This is a genomic window from Amorphoplanes digitatis (assembly GCF_014205335.1).
Lineage (GTDB): Bacteria > Actinomycetota > Actinomycetes > Mycobacteriales > Micromonosporaceae > Actinoplanes > Actinoplanes digitatus.
In genome coordinates this window covers 756906-775879 of record NZ_JACHNH010000001.1, presented here as the reverse complement: position 1 = coordinate 775879, position 18974 = coordinate 756906, and the positions used below count along the sequence as shown (strand labels likewise).

At 70.8% G+C, this 18974-nt stretch carries 15 protein-coding genes and 1 tRNA gene; 5 read left to right on the top strand and 11 right to left on the bottom strand.

Annotated features, from left to right (window positions below):
• The 5 genes from BJ971_RS03605 to BJ971_RS03585 all read right to left on the bottom strand — a co-directional run bounded on the left by BJ971_RS03605 (position 1) and on the right by BJ971_RS03585 (position 9285).
• The gene (locus BJ971_RS03605) at positions 1–1182 is read right to left on the bottom strand and encodes a nitric oxide synthase oxygenase (protein ID WP_184989782.1); all 1182 of its coding nucleotides are present in this window, start codon (positions 1180–1182) and stop codon (positions 1–3) included.
• A gap of 129 nt (positions 1183–1311) precedes the next feature.
• Complete coding sequence (gene rho / locus BJ971_RS03600; RefSeq protein WP_184989781.1) at positions 1312–3348, bottom strand: transcription termination factor Rho; 2037 nt, start codon at positions 3346–3348, stop codon at positions 1312–1314.
• Between the two features lie 294 nt (positions 3349–3642).
• Positions 3643–4578, bottom strand: a complete 936-nt coding sequence (gene thrB / locus BJ971_RS03595) for a homoserine kinase (protein ID WP_184989779.1) — start codon at positions 4576–4578, stop codon at positions 3643–3645.
• A 20-nt stretch (positions 4579–4598) separates the two neighbouring features.
• The gene (locus BJ971_RS03590; protein ID WP_184989777.1) at positions 4599–5888 is read right to left on the bottom strand and encodes an MFS transporter; all 1290 of its coding nucleotides are present in this window, start codon (positions 5886–5888) and stop codon (positions 4599–4601) included.
• A 67-nt stretch (positions 5889–5955) separates the two neighbouring features.
• Positions 5956–9285 (bottom strand): efflux RND transporter permease subunit, encoded by a 3330-nt coding sequence (locus tag BJ971_RS03585; RefSeq protein ID WP_184989775.1) that lies wholly within the window; start codon positions 9283–9285, stop codon positions 5956–5958.
• Between the two features lie 149 nt (positions 9286–9434).
• Between BJ971_RS03585 and BJ971_RS03580 the strand changes: the two genes are divergently transcribed.
• Entirely contained in the window at positions 9435–9872 is a 438-nt protein-coding gene (locus BJ971_RS03580) for a MarR family winged helix-turn-helix transcriptional regulator (RefSeq protein ID WP_184989773.1), read from the top strand.
• Positions 9873–9880: 8 nt separating this feature from the next.
• On the opposite strand, the gene thrC is transcribed toward BJ971_RS03580, so the two are convergent.
• The 5 genes from thrC to argS form a co-directional block, all read right to left on the bottom strand.
• Entirely contained in the window at positions 9881–10930 is a 1050-nt protein-coding gene (gene thrC, locus BJ971_RS03575; RefSeq protein ID WP_184989771.1) for a threonine synthase, read from the bottom strand.
• A 68-nt stretch (positions 10931–10998) separates the two neighbouring features.
• Positions 10999–11367, bottom strand: coding sequence for a VOC family protein (locus BJ971_RS03570; RefSeq protein ID WP_184989769.1), 369 nt, complete (start codon positions 11365–11367; stop codon positions 10999–11001).
• A 4-nt stretch (positions 11368–11371) separates the two neighbouring features.
• Positions 11372–12682 carry a homoserine dehydrogenase gene (locus BJ971_RS03565; protein ID WP_184989767.1) on the bottom strand — a complete coding sequence of 437 codons (1311 nt, stop codon included), beginning with the start codon at positions 12680–12682 and terminating at the stop codon, positions 11372–11374.
• A complete protein-coding gene (gene lysA / locus BJ971_RS03560) occupies positions 12679–14064 on the bottom strand; it encodes a diaminopimelate decarboxylase (RefSeq protein WP_184989765.1) in 1386 nt (461 codons plus the stop codon). Before lysA ends, BJ971_RS03565 begins: the two co-directional genes overlap by 4 nt.
• Before the next feature lie 2 nt (positions 14065–14066).
• Positions 14067–15737: an arginine--tRNA ligase gene (argS, locus tag BJ971_RS03555; RefSeq protein WP_184989763.1), complete on the bottom strand. Its 1671-nt coding sequence runs from the start codon at positions 15735–15737 to the stop codon at positions 14067–14069.
• Between the two features lie 96 nt (positions 15738–15833).
• On the opposite strand from argS, the gene BJ971_RS03550 reads away from it, so the two are divergent.
• The 3 genes from BJ971_RS03550 (at position 15834) to BJ971_RS03540 (ending at position 17416) form a co-directional block, all read left to right on the top strand.
• Positions 15834–16616 carry a thioredoxin-like domain-containing protein gene (locus BJ971_RS03550; RefSeq protein WP_184989761.1) on the top strand — a complete coding sequence of 261 codons (783 nt, stop codon included), beginning with the start codon at positions 15834–15836 and terminating at the stop codon, positions 16614–16616.
• A gap of 89 nt (positions 16617–16705) precedes the next feature.
• Positions 16706–17281 carry a DUF305 domain-containing protein gene (locus BJ971_RS03545; protein ID WP_311772735.1) on the top strand — a complete coding sequence of 192 codons (576 nt, stop codon included), beginning with the start codon at positions 16706–16708 and terminating at the stop codon, positions 17279–17281.
• Between the two features lie 63 nt (positions 17282–17344).
• A tRNA-Arg gene (locus BJ971_RS03540) sits at positions 17345–17416 on the top strand.
• A 440-nt stretch (positions 17417–17856) separates the two neighbouring features.
• On the opposite strand, the gene BJ971_RS03535 is transcribed toward BJ971_RS03540, so the two are convergent.
• Entirely contained in the window at positions 17857–18120 is a 264-nt protein-coding gene (locus tag BJ971_RS03535) for a DUF2283 domain-containing protein (protein ID WP_184989757.1), read from the bottom strand.
• A 192-nt stretch (positions 18121–18312) separates the two neighbouring features.
• Here BJ971_RS03535 and BJ971_RS03530 point away from each other — a divergent pair, with 192 nt between their 5' ends.
• Positions 18313–18918 (top strand): hypothetical protein, encoded by a 606-nt coding sequence (locus tag BJ971_RS03530; protein ID WP_184989755.1) that lies wholly within the window; start codon positions 18313–18315, stop codon positions 18916–18918.
• The last annotated feature ends 56 nt before the right edge of the window (positions 18919–18974 follow it).

The window sequence follows — 18974 nt, the reverse complement described above, 5'->3', positions numbered from 1 at the left end:
TCAACCGGAGAACGGGCAGGTGCGGGTGCCGGACTGCCCCAGCGCCTGCGCCTCCGGGTCCAGGTAGAAGTTCGGGCGCAGGTCCAGCTCGTCGTAGTAGCGGTGGAAGACCGGCGTAGCCCCGCCCGAGATGGGCGGCACGATCCAGCTCCAGTCGGCCGGCACGCGGCGGCCCGCCTTCTCCTCGTTGCTCAGGTGGGTCAGGAAGCGCTGCGACTCGGTGTGATGATCCGCGATCTTCATGCCGGCCTTCTCGTACGAGTGCAGCACCGCGCGGTTGAGCTCGATCAGCGCCTGGTCGCGCCACAGCGTCGACTCGCGGCTGGTGTCCAGGCCCATGCGCGCGGCGACGATCGGCACCATGTCGTACCGGTCCTGGTCGGCGAGGTTGCGGGCGCCGATCTCCGAGCCCATGTACCAGCCGTTGAACGGCGCGAGCGGGTACTGCACGCCGCCGATGGTCAGGCGCAGGTTCGCGATGGCCGGCACCACGTGCCAGCGCAGACCCAGCTCCGCGAACCAGCCGAACTCGGGGTGGGTGAGCGGCACCTCGAGGATCGCGCGCTCGGGGAGCTCGTAGAGGCGTACGCCCTCCGCCGGGGTCTCGACCGCGAGCGGCAGCACGTCGAAAGCCTCGCCCTTGCCCCGCCAGCCGAAGCCCTGCATGGCGGCGGTGAACCGCTCGTTGCGCGGGTCGCCGACGAAGCTGCCGTCCTCGGTGCGGTAGCCCGCGTACCGGATCAGCTGCTCGTTCCAGACCCGGGCGTACGGCTGCCCGGGCAGGGCGGGCGCGAAGATGCTGATCACCGGGCGGATCGCGCCGGGGCGGTCCCCGCCGCCGGCGACCCGCAGGTGGTGTACCAGCAGCGAGAAGATGTCGTCCGCGGTCCGCGCCCGGCGCCGGTCGAGCACGACCAGGCTGCGCCAGTAGAGCCGGCCGATGCAGCGGCTCGAGTTGCGCCAGGCCATCTTGGCGCCGTGCGCAAGCTCCTCGGTCGTGTGCGCGTAGCTGCCGGTCGCCGCGATCTGCGCCCGCACGATGGCCAGGCGCGGCTCGACGGGCCCGAGCCGGGGGTTCTCGAGGTAGCACTGGCGCAGGAAGTCCTCGGCCTCACCCGGATCGACTGGTGCGATCGGATCCCATCGCTCGGTCGGATGGTCCCGGTACCCAGGAACGATCATCGGGCGTCCTCCCACGTTGAGCCAGGTGCCCAGGGAGGTTCGCACAGCGCCATATGAACTCAAACGCACTGAATGTGCGACAGGGGCAGCCGTCGTGCGACGGCTGCCCCTTTCGGTCGTTTTCCGGCGTTATTCGCCCGGCGTCGACTTCGCGATCTGCATCAGGAACTCGATGTTCGTCCGGGACTGCTTGAGCCGGTCGAGCAGCAGGTCCAGCGCGGCCGAGGACTCCAGCGAGCTCAGCACCTTGCGCAGCTTGTGGACGATCGCCAGCTCTTCCTTGCCGAGCAGGATCTCCTCCTTGCGGGTGCCGGACGGGTGGATGTCGATGGCCGGGAAGGTCCGCTTGTCGGCGATCTTCCGGTCGAGCTTGAGCTCGGCGTTACCCGTGCCCTTGAACTCCTCGAAGATGACCGTGTCCATCATCGAGCCGGTCTCCACCAGCGCCGTCGCGAGAATGGTCAGCGAGCCACCGTTCTCGATGTTGCGCGCCGCGCCGAGGAACCGCTTCGGCGGGTAGAGCGCGGTCGAGTCGATACCGCCGGACATGATGCGGCCGGAGGCCGGCGCCGCCAGGTTGTAGGACCGGCCGAGCCGGGTCACCGAGTCGAGCAGCACGACCACGTCGTGGCCCAGCTCGACCAGGCGCTTGGCCCGCTCGATCGCCAGCTCGGCGACGGTGGTGTGGTCCTGCGGCGGCCGGTCGAACGTGGCCGCGATGACCTCGCCCTTGACCGAGCGCTGCATGTCGGTGACCTCTTCGGGCCGCTCGTCGACAAGCACGACCATCAGGTGGCACTCGGGGTTGTTGTGGGTGATCGCGTTGGCGATCGCCTGCAACACCATCGTCTTACCGGCCTTCGGCGGCGAGACGATCAGGGCACGCTGGCCCTTGCCGAGCGGCATTACCAGGTCGATGACCCGCGTGGTGAGGATGTGCGCCTCGGTCTCGAGACGCAGCCGCTCCTGCGGGTACAGCGGGGTCAGCTTGTAGAACTCCGGCCGCCTGCGTGCCTCCTCGGGCTCCATCCCGTTGATGGTGTCGAGGCGGACCAGCGGGTTGTACTTGTCGCGACGCTGGTCGCCGCCGCCCTCGCGGGGGGCGGCACGCACGGCGCCGGTGACGGCGTCACCGCGGCGCAGTCCGTGCTTCTTGACCTGCGACATCGAGACGTAGACGTCGTTGGGGCCGGAGAGGTAGCCCGTGGTGCGGACGAACGCGTAGTTGTCCAGCACGTCGAGGATGCCGGCCACCGGCACGAGGACCTCGTCCTCGTTGACGTGCGGCTCGCGGCCGCTGTCGCGCCCGCCCTCGCGGCCACCGTCCCGTCCGCCGTCGCGGCCACCGCCCTCGCTGCCGTCCCGGTCGCGGCCGCGCCGACGGTCACGGAACCGGCTGCGCCGGCTCCGCCGGCCGCCCTCGCCGCCCTCACCGTCTTCGTCGTCGCTGTCGTTGCGCGGGCCGTTGTCGTTGCGCGCGACGCCCTCGTTGCGCGGACCGCGGTCGCCGCGGTCGTTGCGCTCGCCACGATCGTTGCGCTCGCCGCCCTCGGACCGCTGCTGGTTGCGCTGCCGGTCCCGGTTGCGCGGCTCGCCACGCTCAGGCCGGTCACCCCGGTCGGCGCGCTCGGTGCGCTCGCCCTCGCCCTGGCTCTGGCCCTGGCCCTGGGCCTGGCCGTCGGCCGGGGCGTTGTCCCGGTTCTGGTCACGGCGGCCGCGACGGCCGGACTCGCCCTCGGTCGCGGGCTGCTCGGTCGTCGCCGGTGCAGCGGACTGCGCGGCGGCGGGCTCGGCTACGACGGCCTGAACCACCGGAGCCTGCACAGCCGGGGCCTCGGCGACCGGAGCGGCCGCGGCGGGCTCGGTGCGCACCGGCTCGGCCGCCGGAGCGTCGGAGCCGTTCGTGGTGCGCGGGCGCGGGGCGCTCTTGGCGGGCGCCGCCGGAGCCGTGCCGTTCTGGCGCTCCGAGATGGCGGTGATGAGCTCGCCCTTGCGCATCCGCGCGGTGCCGGAGATGCCGAGGGACGCGGCGAGGCTCTGCAACTCGGGCAGCAGCATCGCCGACAGCCCCGTGCCGCCGCGGCGGCGCTTGGTGACAGCCGCGGTGGTGGCGCCGTCGTCAGCGACGTCAGAAACACCCGACGTCACGTCGGTGGTGTCGCTCAATGGATTCCTTCCGTCGAAAAAACCAAGTCCACCCGGGTCTGCAGCCTGGTGGCCGGGTGCCCTCGGAACCCGCTTCGCAACTGCGGCGCGGGAGTTTGCAGCACGGCAGCTCGACGGTTTCCCGACCCGTCGGACGTTGACGGGTAGGTCTCGGCGAGTGCAGCGATCTGATGATCCGCTGCTCGGCGTGTGTTTTGAAGAGAAGTGAGACCGGCAGAATGCCATGAGTCTCGGGGGTGCGCGCCGAACCGCAATGATCGCTTGCTTCGCGGCTGTGCTAGGTCTTGAGCGTAGTCAACTCTTACGACCTGCGGCAACAGGGCCCCGCTCGGCGTGTTCCACCATACTCCCCTTGGCAAGAGCACCGGCGCTATCCACGCCCAGCGACTCCGCGCGCCATTGCTCTCCGGTGTTGAAATCTCCGGGTATGGGGGTCAGCGCGAGCACGGTCGGCCCCGCCCCACTGACAACTGCCGCAACACCGACAGAACGCAGGCCCGCGACCAGCGACGCCGTGCCGGGCATCGCCTCGGCCCGGTAGCCCTGGTGCAGCCGGTCCTCGGTGGCGGCGAAGAGCAGCGACGGGTCCCGGGTCAGGGCGTGCACCAGCAGCGCGGCCCGGCCCGTGTTGAACGCGGCGTCCGCGTGGGGCACGGCCGCGGGAAGCGCGGCCCGCGCCGCCGCGGTCAGGCCCCGTTCCTGCGGAACGAAGACCGTCGGCCGTACGCCGGCAGCGACGTCAAGCCGCACCGCCCGCGAACCGGACGCCTCGTCCCAGGCGATGGTGAAGCCACCGAGCAGGCACGGCGCGACGTTGTCGGGGTGCCCCTCGAGCCGCGCGGCGATCCGCAGCGCGGCCGCGTCGTCGATCTGCTCGCGCGCCAGCGCCCGGGCCAGCTGTACGCCGCCGACGATGGCCGCCGAGGAGGAGCCGAGCCCCCGCGCCTGCGGGATCCGGTTGACGCACTCCACGGCCACGCCCCGCGGGCGCCCGCCCAGCTCGTCGAAGGTGGCCAGCATGGCGCGCACGACCAGGTGGGTCTCGTCGCCGGGCAGGTCGCCCGCGCCCTCACCGGTCACCGAGACCGTGTAGGAATCGCCGGTGACCCGGGCGGTCAGGTCGTCGTGCAGCGCGAGCGCGAGGCCAAGCGTGTCGTAGCCCGGACCGAGATTGGCACTGGTGGCCGGCGTGCGCACCCGCACCGGCTCGGAGACGAAGGTCAGGCCCATCGCCACATGCTAGGCGTTGATCATTGCCGCTCGCCCGGCCGCCCGTCCAGACCCTCGGCGGCCGGCTCGCCCAGCAGGAGTGCCTCCGGCTCCTCCGCGGGGCCCGCGAGCGAGAGGCCGCGCGTCGCGATGCGCCAGCCGATGGCGTAGACCAGGGTGATCATGCCGCAGGCGATGAGGATGACGCGCTCGTCGACGCGGTCGACGAAGAGCGCGGTGCCCAGCTGGCTCACCGAGATGGCCAGCGTCGCCAGCATCATGTCGGTGGCGAAGACCCGGCCGCGCAGCCGGTCCGGCACCTCGCCCTGTAGCGCGTAGTTGGAGAGCACCCAGTTGGTGCCGCCCGCGAAGTGGGCCACGAAGACCAGCGCCAGCACCAGCGGGAACCAGGACGCGAAGGCCACGCCGAGGTAGCCGAGGCCGTAGAGGCTCATCGAGAGCGCCAGCCCCGGCAGCAGCCAGGTCCGGTGGTTGAGCACGGGCCGCATGACCAGCGGGCCGACCAGGGCGCCGGCGCCGCGTACGGCGAAGAGCAGGCCGGCGCCGAGCGCGCCGACGCCGTACAGGCCGGCCAGCAGCGGGAAGACGGTGAGCACGCCGTTGCCGAGCCCCACCGCGGACTTCACGGTGACCAGCGCGCGGATCCGGGGGCGGGCGCCGATGTAGCGCAGCGCCTCGATCAGCGCGTGCCAGGCGTGCGCCGGGACCGCCTCCGGGTCGCGCGGCGCCTGTAGCGGCCGGCGGATCAGCGCGGTGAACACCGCAGCCAGGAGCAGGCTGACGGCGGCGGCCGCGAAGCTGACGTACGGGCCGAAGGCGCTGCTGACGATGCCGCCGAGCGACGCGCCGACGATGGTCATCGTGCCCCAGGCGGAGCCGGCGACCGAGTTGGCGGCGGCCAGGTCCGCGGGGTCGACCACGTTCGGCAGGGCGGCGGAGGCGGCCGGCGAGTAGAAGGCCTTGGCAACGGCGACCGCGCCGATGGCGACCAGGGCGAGCGGCGCCGTCGCCGCCGACCGCACGACGAAGAGCAGCAGCGTGGCGAGCAGCGCGGCGACATTCGACGCGATGAGGATCGCGCGCCGGTCGATCCGGTCGGCGATCGTCCCGGTGTAGGGCAGCAGCAGCGCGGTGATCCCGGTGTCGGCGGCCAGCACCAGCGCGCCCCACACGCCGCTGCCGGTCAGCTCCGGCAGCAGCACGAGCAGCGGCACCATCACGAACCAGTCGGCGCCGAAGACGACGAGCTCGGCCGCGAACAGGCGCCGGAAGTCGCGGTTACGGGTAAGGACCGAGAAGGGAGTCGCCACGTACCGGAATCTACCGGCAGCGGCGGCCGGCCCCGATCGGGCCGGCCGCCGCGCGACTTTCCACCGCTCAGGCGGTCGGCGGGTCCGCCGGCCTGCGGGGCATCCTCAGGACCTCGAACTGGTCCGTGTACCCGCGCAGCGCGGCGCTGGGCTGCGCGGCCGGCTCGCCCTCAGGCGCCTCGGGCGCCTCGTGCGCCCCACCGGCGGACGCCGGCACCGGGTCGTCGGGCGGCACGACCACACCCGCCGGCTCCTTCGCCGCGTGCTTCGGCGCCTCCTGTGCCGCCTCGCCCGCGCCGGCGGACCGGGACGCCTTCTCCGCACGGCGCCGCTCGCGCCGGGCCCGCGACCTGACCTTGGTGTTCTCCGCCATCGTGTAGAGCGTCGGCACCAGCACCAGCGTGAGCAGCGTCGAGCTCACCAGGCCGCCGATGACCACAATGGCCAGTGGCTGCGAGATGAAGCCGCCCTCGCCGGTCAGGCCCAGCGCCATCGGCAGCAGCGCGAAGATGGTCGCGATCGCCGTCATGAGGATCGGGCGCAGCCGGTGCCGGCCACCCTCGATCACCGACTCCTGCACACCCAGTCCCGCACGGCGGTAGTGGTTGATCAGGTCCATCAGCACGATGGCGTTGGTGACCACGATGCCGACGAGCATCAGCACGCCGATCAGCGCCGGAACGCCGAGCGGGGTGCCGGTCGCGAGGAGCAGCGCGATCGCACCGGTCGCCGCGAACGGGATGGAGACGAGCAGCAGCAGCGGCTGCAACAGGCTGCGGAACGTCGCGACCATGATGACGAAGACGATCGCGATCGCCGCGAGCACGGCGAGACCGAGGTCCGCGAACGCGTCCGCCTGGTCCTGGCTGACCCCGCCGATCTTCCACGTGCCGGCCGGCAGGTTCAGTGCCTCGAGCCGCTCGGTCAGGTCCTTGGTGGTCTGGCCCACGTTCGAGCCGGTCGCGGTGCCGTTGACCGTCGCGCTGCGGTTGCCGTCGATCCGGGTGACCGCCTCCGGGCCCTCGACCTCGTTGACGTCGGCGACCGCGTCCAGGAGGACGACCTGGCCGGTCGGCGTGGTCAGCGGCAGCTTGCGCAGCGCGTCGACGCCGGCCGGCGGCGCACCGAGGGCGACCACGACGTTCTGGCCGACGCCGTCGACGTTGATCTCCCCGACCGGCGCCGGGCGGAACGCCGCCGCGACCGTGCGGCCGATCTCGGCCTCGGTGAGACCGTTCGCCGCCGCGGCGGCCCGGTCGACCTTGATGTCCAGGCGGGGGACGCTCGCCGCGAGCGTGCTGCTCACGTCGGTGACGTCCTTCGTGCCGGCCATCGCGTCCTGCACCTGCTTGGTCGCGGACTCGAGGGTCTCCTGGTCGGCGGCCTGCACGACGACGGCGAGCGCGCTGCCGTCGAAGCCGGTGCCGCTCTCGCTGCCGATGGTGACCTCGCCGATGTCGGTCATGCCCTCGAACTGCTTGCGCAGCTCTTCGGAGACCTTGCTCGCGTCGGCGTCGTCGTCCAGCGCCACGTTGAAGCTGGCGCCGCTGGCCCCGCCGGAGCCGACGAACGGGTTGAACTCGCCGTTGCCGACCGTCACCTGGTAGTGCTCGACGTCGTCGTTGGCGACGATGACCGCCTCGACCTTGCGGGCGGCCGCGTCCGTCGTGGCCAGGTCGGTGCCGACCGGCAGGTCCTGCGTGACGACGATGGTGTCCTGGCCGGACTGGTCGAGGAAGTTGGTCTCCAGCTTGCTGGCCAGGCCCATCGTGCCGATGAGCACGACGATGCCGATCGCGACGGTGCTCCACCGGGTGGCCTTGCTGCGGATGACCCAGCGGATGATCGGCAGGTAACCGCGCTGCAGCGGGCTGCGCAGCTCCTTGGCCTCGGCGGCCTGGCGTACTTCGATGGACTCGGAGCCACCCGCGGCGGGCCGCAGGAACCAGTACGCGAGCACCGGCACGACGGTCAGCGACACGAAGAGCGAGGCGACAAGCGCGACCGTGACCGTGATGGCGAACGGCGCGAACAGCTGGCCGACGAAGCCGCCGACGAGTGCGATCGGCGCGAACACGGCGACAGTGGTCAGCGTGGAGGCGGTCACCGCGCCGGCGACCTCCTTGACGCCCGACATGATCGCGTGGACCTTCTCCTCGCCGTACTCGAGATGTCGTTTGATGTTCTCCAGCACGACGATGGAGTCGTCGACGACGCGCCCGACCGCGATGGTCAGCGCGCCGAGGGTGAGCAGGTTCAGCGAGTAGTCGCCGAGGTAGAGCGCGATGAGCGCGATGAGCACGGAGAGCGGGATCGAGACGATGGTCACCAGCGTCGAGCGGATCGACAGCAGGAAGACCAGGATCACGATGACGGCCATGAGCAGGCCGAGCATGCCCTCGGTGGTCAGGCTCTCGATCGACTTCTCGACGAACGGCGCCTGGTCGGTGATGACGGTGAGCGTGGCGCCGGAGGAGGACTCCAGGTCGGCGAGCTGGTCGCGCACCTCGTGGGAGATGTTGACCGGGTTGCCGTCCGGCGCGGCGGTCACCGCGATGCCGAGGCTGTCGACCCCGTCCGTGCGGGTGTACGACGTGGCGGGCGCGAGCTGCTCGGTGACCGTGGCGACGGCGTCCAGCCGGACCGGGCCCCGGGCGCCCTTGAGGTAGAGGCCCTTGATCTCGTCGACGGTCTGGATCGGGGTGCCGACCTGGACGCTCAGCGAGCGGGTGCCGTCGGTGACCGCGCCGGCCGGGATCGAGATGCCGTTGCTCTGCAACAGGGTGGCGATCGAGCGGGGGTCGACGCCGGCGGCGGCCAGCTTCGCCGGGTCGGGCGCGATCAGGATCTGCTGGGCACGGGTGCCGGTGACGACGACCTCGCGGACGCCCTCGATGGCCTTGAGCTCGGGGACGACCGTCTCCTGCAACCGGTTCGCCAGCGCGGCCTGGTCGTTGCGGCCGTCGGAGGCGGCCAGGACGATGGCCGGGATGTCGTCGGTGCCGCCGGCGAAGATGACCGGCTCGACGTCGTTGGGCAGCGTCGGCTGGATCCGGTTGATCGAGGTGGTCAGCTGGTTGACCGCGTCGTCGAGGTCGGTGCCGAACTCGAAAAGCACCTGGACGGTGGTCGAGCCCTCGCTGGTCGTCGACTGGATGGAGTCCAGGCCGTCGGCGCCCTTGATGGCGTCCTCGATCGGCTTGGTCACCTGCTGTTCCATGATCTCCGGGCTCGCGCCCGGCAGCACCACGCCGATGAACGCGCCGGGGAACTCGAGCGAGGGCAGCAGCTGCTGTTTGAGCGACGGCACCGTGTAGATACCGAAGCCGGTGATCACCACCGCGATAAGGGCGACGAGCCCCCGGTTAGCGAGACTGAGCCTGGTCAGAAACGACATCTGCTCCCCCGTAAAAGTTCGGCCAAGGCATATAGTTTGCCCGACGCGAACGAATCAAACGACGCCGGGGTGCTCTGGTTACGCCCGGTCACACAACGCGATACACAGGGGGTGCGGTGACCGAAAATGAACGCCTCATCGCGGACATTATGGGCGCGCAAGAACGGCTCCAGCACCTGTTTGCCCACGACCGGTCGGATCCGCTCTTCTCCTCCCAGCTGACGATGCCGCAGCTGAAGATCCTGTTGCTGCTGTACCGGATGGGCGACACGTCCGGGCGCGAGCTGGCCGGACTGCTGGGCGTCAGCCTGGCGACGATGAGCGGCATGGTCGACCGGCTGGTGGCCCACGACCTGGTCACCCGGGCCGAGGACGCACACGATCGCCGGGTACGCCGGATCACCCTCAGCGGGCACGGCGCCGAGATGATCGGCAAGATCATCACGGCGGGGCTGGAGAAGCAGGCCCGCCTGCTGCGCCGGCTCAGCCCCGAGGAGCTGCGCGCGGTGCACGACGGCCTGCACGCGATGGTCCGGGTGGCGGCCGAGGAGGCGGAGGAGGCCGCCGCGGCCGAACCCGTCGCTTAGAGCCTGTCCTAGGCCAGGTCGAGGGACCGGGCGGCGGCCAGCACGTCGTTCTGGATGGTGGTGGGCGACGGCGCGGTGCTGATCGCCCACTCCGGGTCCTTGAGGCCGTGGCCGGTCACCGTGCAGACGACAGTGCCGCCGGCCGGGATCTTGCCGGCCTCGGCCTGCTGCAACAGGCCGGCCACGCTCGCGGCGCTACCCAGCTCGACGAAGACGCCGACCTCGCGGGCGAGCAGCCGGTAGGCCGAGAGGATCTCCCGGTCGGTCACCGCCGAGATCAGGCCGCCCGAGCTGTCCCGGGCGTCGAGCGCCTTGGTCCAGCTGGCCGGGTTGCCGATCCGGATCGCCGTGGCGATCGTCGACGGCTCCTGCACCACCTGACCGTTGACGATCGGTGCGGCGCCGGACGCCTGGAAGCCGTACATCTTGGGGAGGATCTTGCTGTTGCCCGCCGCGTGGTCCTCCTGGTAACCCATCCAGTACGCGGCGATGTTGCCCGCGTTGCCCACCGGCAGGCAGTGGATGTCGGGCGCGCGGCCGAGCGACTCGACGATCTCGAACGCGGCCGTCTTCTGCCCGTGCAGGCGGAAGATGTTCACCGAGTTGACGAGCGAGACCGGGAAGTCCTGGGACAGCTTCGAGGCGAGCGCGAGGCAGTCGTCGAAGTTGCCGTCGACCTGGAGCAGCTTGGCGCCGTGCACGAGGGCCTGCGCCAGCTTGCCCAGCGCGATCTTGCCCTGCGGCACGAGCACGGCGCAGGTCAGACCCGCGCGGGCCGCGTACGCCGCCGCGGAGGCGCTGGTGTTACCGGTCGAGGCGCAGATGATCGCCTTGGAACCCTCCTCGACGGCCTTGGACACGGCCATCGTCATGCCACGGTCCTTGAAGGAGCCGGTCGGGTTGGCCCCCTCGACCTTGAGGTAGACGTCCGCGCCCGTCCGCTGCGAGAGCACGGGTGCGGGCACGAGCGGCGTGTTGCCCTCGTGCAGCGTGACCACCGGGGTGGCCTCCGAGACCGGGAGCCGGTCGCGGTACGCCTCGATCAATCCCCGCCACATGGTCTTTTCCTCTCCGCTGACTCGCTCAAGGATGCATCACCCCGCCGAATAGCGAGACCATGCGCCCACTATGCAGGACCGTGGGACACGGCCTCCACGTTGTTGCCGTCCGGATCCCGGACGAACGCGCCGTAGTAGTCCGGGTGGTACTCGGGGTGGACGGCCGGCTCGTGCAGCACCTCGGCACCGGCCGCCACCGCCGCCGCGAAGAACGCGTCGACGGTCGCCCGGTCGGCCGCCCGGAACGCGAGATGCGACTCCCGGAAGCCCTGCCCCGAGTCGAAGACGCCGATCCAGAAGTCGGGCCGATCGACGCCGTAGCCCATCGCCACCTCGAAGTCCATCAGCCGGCGCGCGCCGAGCGGGGCCAGGACCGCGTCGTAGAACGCGGCGCTGGCGGCCAGGTCCGCGCACTGGATGCCCACGTGATCGAGCATCGCGTCAGACCCCGCCCTCGACCCGCAGGACGCTGGCGATCGACCGGACTATGTCGAGCGAGCGCAGGTCCTCCACCGTGGCCGCGAGGTTCGCGTCCGGCGCGCCGTGCGTCACGATCACCAGGGTCGCGTCCTCGTCCCGGCCGGACTGCCGGACGGTCGCGATGGACACCTCGTGCTTGGCGAAGACGCCCGCGACGGTGGCGAGCACGCCCTGGCGGTCGGCAACGTCGAGGCTGATGTGGTAGCGGGTCACCGCCTCGCCGATGGGCCGGATCGGCAGGTGCGCGTACGAGGACTCGCTGGGCGCCCGGGTGCCCGAGAGGCGGTTGCGCGCCGCCGCGACGATGTCGCCGAGCACCGCGCTCGCGGTGGGCGTACCCCCGGCTCCCCGGCCGTAGAACATGAGCTGCCCCGCGGCCTCGGCCTCGACGAAGACCGCGTTGAAGGCGTCACCGACGCTGGCCAGGGGGTGGCTGCGCGGGATCATCGCCGGGTGGACCCGCACGCTCACCGACTCGTTGCCGGTCGAGTCCGGGCCGCGCTGCGCGATGCAGAGCAGCTTGATCGTGCAGCCCATCTCCTTGGCGCTGGCCACGTCGGCGGCCGTCACGCCGGTCATGCCCTCGCGGAACACGTCCGCGGCGGTGACCCGGGTGTGGAACGCGAGCGAGGCGAGGATGGCGGCCTTGGCGGCGGCGTCGAAGCCCTCGACGTCGGCGGTCGGGTCGGCCTCCGCGTAGCCGAGCTCGGTGGCCTCGTCGAGCGCCTCGCCGAAGCCGGCCCCGGTGGCGTCCATCGAGGACAGGATGAAGTTGGTCGTGCCGTTCACGATGCCGGTGACGCGGGTGACCCTGTCTCCGTGCAGGGATTCGCGCAGGGGGCGCAGCAGCGGGATGGCGCCCGCGACCGCGGCCTCGAAGTAGAGGTCGGCGTTGCCCTCGGCGGCGGCGTCGTGCAGCGTCGCGCCGTCCTCCGCGAGCAGCGCCTTGTTAGCCGTGACAACGCTCTTGCCGGCGCTGAGTGCCTCGATCAGCCAGCTGCGGGCCGGGTCGATGCCGCCGACGACCTCGATCACCACGTCGACGTCGTCGCGTTTGACCAGGCCGAGCGCGTCGGTGGTGAACAGCGCGGGGTCGATGGCGCCGCCGCGCTGGCGGCCCGGCCGTCGCACCGCGATGCCGACCAGCTCCAGCGGGGCGCCGATCCGGGCGGTCAGGTCCTCGGCCTGCTCGTGCAGCAGCCGTACGACCTCGGTGCCGACCGTGCCGCAACCGAGCAGCGCCAGTCGAACCGCGGGCTTGTCAGAACTCATCCCACATCCAATGCGAGCAGATCGTCTTCGGTCTCCCGGCGGACGATCACGCGAGACGCACCGTCTCGAACCGCGACCACCGGCGGCCGGGGCACATGGTTGTAGTTACTGGCCATACTCCGGCAATACGCGCCAGTACCAGGTACGGCGAGAAGATCTCCGGGCTGCACGTCGGCGGGCAGGAATTCATCCTTCACGACAATATCCCCGGATTCACAATGCTTTCCCACGACGCGGGCGAGCATCGGGGGCGCGTCGGAGCTGCGACCGGCCAGAGTGGCGGAATATGAGGCGTCGTAGAGGGCGGTGCGGATGTTGTCGCTCATCCCGCCGTCGACGCTCACGTACGTCCGGATGCCGTCGACGTCCTTGACCGTGCCGACCTCGTACAGGGTGAAGACGGACGGGCCGACCACGGCCCGGCCCGGCTCGATCGAGAGCCGGGGGCGCCGCAGGTTCTCGGCCGCGCACTCGCCGTCGACGATCTTGTTGATCCGCTTCGCCAGGTCGGCGGCCGGCGACGGGTCGTCCTGCGTCGTGTACGCGATGCCGAAGCCGCCGCCGAGGTCCAGCTCGTCGAGCTCGACGCCGCGGGCGTCGCGGATCTGCGCCTGCAACGCGAGCACCCGCCGGGTGGCCACCTCGAAGCCGGACGTGTCGAAGATCTGCGAGCCGATGTGCGAGTGCAGGCCGCGCAGGTCGAGGACGCCCTCGTCGAGGACCCGGATCGCGGCCTCGAAGGCGGCGCCGCCGGCCAGCGAGAAGCCGAACTTCTGGTCCTCGTGCGCGGTCGCGATGAACTCGTGCGTGTGCGCCTCGACGCCGACGGTCACCCGGACCAGCACCTTCGGCCGCCGGCCGCTCTCCCGGGCCAGCGCCGTGAGCCGGTCGATCTCCTGGAACGAGTCCAGGATGATCCGGCCGACGCCGGCGTCCAGCGCCCGGGACAGCTCGGAGATCGACTTGTTGTTGCCGTGGAAGCCCATCCGCTCGGCCGGGAAGCCCGCGGCCAGCGCCACCGCCAGCTCGCCGCCGGAGCACACGTCGAGGAAGAGCCCCTCCTCGTCGACCACCTTCACCACGGCCTTGCAGAGGAACGACTTGCCCGCGTAGTAGACGTCCGCGCCGGCGAACGCGGCCGCGAAATCGCGGCAGCGCGCCCGCAGGTCGTCCTCGTCCAGCAGGTACGCGGGGGTGCCGTGCTCCGCCGCCAGGTCGAGGACGCTGACGCCGCCGATCTCCAGGGCCCCGGAGTCCGCGCGCACCACGGTCCGCGGCCAGAGCTGCGGCACGAGCGCGTTGACGTCCTCGGGGGTACGCAGCCAGGCCGGCCCCCTGTTACCGAGGTCGCCGTGCAGCGCCCCGGCCTCGTGTGCCCGCATGACTACATCCTCTCGGGCGCGGAGACGCCCAGTAGCGCCAAACCGTTCGCGATCACCGTTCGGGTGGCGTCATTCAGCCACAGGCGAGAGCGGTTCGCCTCGCCGATCGGCTCCTCGCCCTTGGGGGTGATCCGGCAGCCCGGCTCGTCATAGAAACGGTGGTACGCGCCCGCGACATCCTCCAGGTACCGGGCGACCCGGTGCGGCTCCCGCAACTCGGCCGCGCCGGCCACCACCGCCGGGTACTCGCCGAGGGCCTTGAGGAGGTCGTTCTCCTTCTCGTTGGTGAGCAGCTCGGGGTGGAAGTCGCCGGCGTCGCCGCGGACCAGCCCGACCGCCTCGGCCTGCCGCGACACGCTCGCGGTCCGGGCCGCGACGTACTGCACGTAGTACACCGGGTTGTCCCGGCTGGCCCGGGTCCACAGGTCGATGTCGATGTCGATCTGCGAGTCCGAGGAGTAACGCGCCAGCGCGTACCGGGCGGCGTCCACGCCCAGCGCGTCCACGAAGTCCTCGAGCGTGACGACCGTGCCGGCCCGCTTGCTCATCCGCAGCGGCTCGCCGTCGCGGACCAGGTTCACCAGCTGGCCGATCAGGATCTCGAGGTTGGTGTCCGGGTCGTCGCCGAAACACGCGGCCATCGCCTTCATCCGGCCGATGTAGCCGTGATGGTCGGCGCCGAGCATGATCACGACCCGGTCGAAGCCGCGCTTGCGCTTGTCCAGGTAGTAGGCGCAGTCCGCGGCGAAGTACGTCCAGTCGCCGTCCGACTTGCGCAGCACCCGGTCCTTGTCGTCGCCGAAGTCGGTGGTCCGCAGCCAGGTAGCGCCGTCGGCCTCGACGACGTGACCCTGATCGCGCAGCCGGTCCAGGGCCTCCTGCAACTCGCCGCGGTCGTGCAGGTCCTTCTCGTTGAAGTACGTGTCGAAGTGCACGCCGAACTCGTCGAGCGACGCCTTGATCTCGGCGAACATCAACTCGACGCCCCGCACCCGGAACACCTCGAGCGCCTCGGCCTCGCCGAGCGCCAGGGTGCCGGGCGCCTGGCCGAGCACCGCCGTCGCGATCTCCGCGATGTAGGCGCCGCCGTACCCGTCCTCGGGGGCCGGCTCGCCCTTCGCGGCCGCGTAGAGCGAGCGTGCGAAGCGGTCGATCTGCGAACCGGCGTCGTTGAAGTAGTACTCCGTGCCGACGTCGGCGCCGGCCGTGCGCAGCAGCCGCGACAGCGCGTCGCCGACGGCCGCCCACCGCACACCACCGATGTGCACGGGGCCGGTGGGGTTGGCGGAGACGAACTCGAGGTTGATCCGCTGCCCGGCGAGCCGGTCACCACGGCCGTACTCCTGCCCCGCCAGCACCACGTCGCGCGCCAGCACGCCGGCGGCGGCCGCGTCCAGCCGGATGTTGAGGAAGCCCGGCCCCGCGATCTCCACCGACTTGATGCCGGAGTGGCTGCTGAGCTCCTCGGCGAGGGCCGCCGCGAGCTCGCGCGGCGGGACGCCGGTCTTCTTGGTGAGCTGCATCGCCATCGTCGAGGCGTAGTCGCCGTGCTCGGGGTTTCGGGGCCGCTCCACCGTCGTCGTCGCGGGCAACAGCGAGACGTCGAGGCCGCGGGCAACGAATACAGCACGCGCAGCTGTGAGAACGGTGGAAGCGAGGTCTGCGGGAGTCACCGAGTCATGCTATCCGGGTAGACTTTGCCGCCCGGCGGCATACCGGGGCCTGCTCGCGGGCCCGGCCCGACCTTTCCATCGAATTGACGAGGCACGATGAGCATGAGCACCCCGGGTCCCGAGCGGGTCCCGTCCACCGTGAAGGTCGACAAGACGTCGGGCCAGGGCAAACCCCCCGCGCAGAAGACCACCGGGTCCAAGCCCGGCAACCGCCCGCAGGGCAAGGCCGGCGGCAAGGGCCGCAAGGCGGTCACCCCGGTCAAGGTCAGCGGCAGCCGCAACTGGGGCCCGATCGCGCTGGCCGGCGTGGTTGTCCTGGTCGCGGTCGGCATCATCGGGTACGGCGTGTACGCGTCGGTAAAGGGCACCGAGTCGTGGCAGGACAAGGCCGCCGCGATCAAGGGCGTCGTCGACTACCGCGCGCAGAAGAACCCCGCGATCGACTCGCAGGACCACAAGGACGGCCCGCAGACCTACGTGACGAACCCGCCCGTGGGCGGCGCGCACAACCCCGTCTGGCAGAACTGCATGGGCGACGTCTACGCCGAGCCGATCGCCAGCGAGCACGCCGTGCACAGCCTCGAGCACGGCGCCGTCTGGGTGACCTACAAGCAGGGCCTCGGCGCCGACCAGGTGGCCAAGCTCCAGGAGAAGGTCCAGGGCAAGGACTTCATGCTGATGAGTCCGATCGCCAACCTCGACAAGAACATCTCCCTGCAAGCCTGGGGTTACCAGCTCAAGGTCGACAACGCCGACGACGAGCGCATCGACGAGTTCATCAAGGTCCTGCGCCTCAACGCCTCCCTGGAGCCTGGCGCCGCCTGCTCGAGCGGCAACACGACGACCGGCCCCGTCCAGGCCGCGCCCGCGGGCAAGTGATGACGGTCTCGGCCGAATCAAGCGCGTCCGACGCGGCCGAAACCCCAGACCACGAAACCGCCCCGGCCGGCCGCAGCCGGTTCGGGGCGGTGTGGCTCGCCGTGGTCCTGGCCCTCGGCCTGATCGCCGGCCTCGCGATCGGCTTCCTCGTCCCCCGCCTGAGCACACCCGGCGACGACTCGGCCGAGGCGGGCTTCCTGCGCGACATGAGCACCCACCACGCCCAGGCCGTGGAGATGTCGATGATCGCCCACGCCGACTCGGAGAACTCCTCGGTCATCACCCTGTCCAGCGACATCGCCCTGACCCAGCACGGTCAGATCGGCTACATGCAGTCCTGGCTCCGCGAGTGGAACCTGAGCCCGAGCAGCAGCGAGCCGCCGATGGCCTGGATGAAGGACGCGGAAGGCTCGGTCAAGAACGGCCTCATGCCAGGCATGGCCACCCCGCAACAACTGGCCACCCTGCGCGCGGCGACCGGCAACGACCTCAACATCCAGTACCTGACCCTGATGCGCCAGCACCACCTGGGCGGCATACACATGGCCCAGGAGATCCTGGAAGTGTCGGACGACGAGGACGTCACCTGGCTGGCCGAAACGATGGTCCGCAGCCAACAGAACGAGATCAACCTGATCGACTCGATGCTGAAGCAACTGCAGTAGGCGGCGCGCCGCGGAACCGATTGGCAAGGTCTCCGCGGCGCCTGCTAGGCTCTTCCTCGCTGAGCCCCCGTAGCTCAGGGGATAGAGCGTCGCCCTCCGGAGGCGAAAGCGCAGGTTCGAATCCTGCCGGGGGCACCCAGGCTTAGCAGCACAAACGAGGTCACTGACCAGGCGAAAGCCAGTCGGTGGCCTTTCTTGTATGTCCGGCTGTCACCGAGTCGGACCGACTCTCAACGGCCATCCACGCCAAGTGCGCGCCAAGTCGGCAGTCACCCCTGGCTCTTGCCGCCCCGCTGACGGTGGCCCGCAGCATTGTCCCGTCTGGCTCCGCGAATACCGTCGGCTGCTCGACCAGCGACCGCGCCGCCACGGTCATCCCGGAACTGGTCGTCGGCCCGACCTTGGCTCGCCGATAAGGGTCATGATGCTGATCGTTAAGTCACATAGTGGCCATCATCCTGACCTTTGTCCGAAGGCCTGGCTATGCCCCGCCCCTCCGCCCGGGTTAGTGCCTCGGCGAGCAGTTTGCGGCCTGGCGAAAGCTGACGCGCACACTCCGCCGCTACGGCTGACGATCAATTGGTGTCGCTTGCCGGGTTTGCGTGAGCGAGTAGCGCATGCAGCAGAGCGGGCGGTAGGTGGCGGCGGGCATCGATGATCTCAAGGCCGACGACGTGGCCGTCGGCGTTGAGGTCGAGGTTGAACATGCCGCGCTCGGGCTCGAATGGCAGGACCCGCTCGGTCTCACCGGCCGGGAGGGGATGGTCGAGGTAGATGTATGCCGCGTCGGCGTCGCTGTCGTACGTGCAGACCAAAGGTATGCGTGCCTCGATATACATGATCACCAGGTTGGCACGGACCACCGGAAAGCATGACTAGCCCACTCGATTTGGAATCCGACTACGAGATCGCCCCGGGGTTGCACTCTGCGATGTGAGCGGAGCCACAGGCGGTGGTCTTGAATTCGGTACCTAGGTACAGGCTTACCGTCGAGGGTGACGGGCGGAAACGCCGATCACTCGGAGGGATCGATGGCGAGCACGGTTGAGGCGGGCGTGCGGGCACGGTTCATCGCCGGGGCCGAGGAGCTCGGCGTCGTCGGGGCCGAGTTGGCTGGGCTGGGCACGGTGTTCGACGCCGGCGACTGTCCGGCGACGCAGGCGCGGCTGGCCGAGGTCGCCCGGCTGCAGGCGGCCGCCGTCCGGCTGGCGGAGCCGTCGACGGCGGGCGCCTGCGGCGAGGGCTGCACGTGCGTCACCGCGGCGTCGACGCGGACCGCCCCGCGGATGCCGGTGGCGCGGGCCGCCTTGCCTCTGCTCGACAACTCGGTGGGTACGGACCTGGTGTGCACGTTGGACGGTGGTCTGGACTCGATGCGGGGCCGGATCGGCGAGTGGCAGGCGGTGATCGGGCGGGCCGTCGGGCGGGAGGCCGCCGATGGTGGGGTCACCCTGGTCTACGACCACGACCCGGCCGTGGCGGTGGAGCTGGCCCGGCTCGGGGCGGCCGAGTTCGCCTGCTGCTCGTTCTTCGGCTTCACCCTGACCGTGGCTCCGGCGGGCATGCGGTTCACCGTGACCGCCCCGGCCGAGGCCGCGACCCTGGTGACCGCCGTGTTCGGCAAGGCGGCGGGCTGACGTGGCCGGCACCGGCACCTACGACATCGGCGGGCGGCGGCTGCGCGGACCGGCGA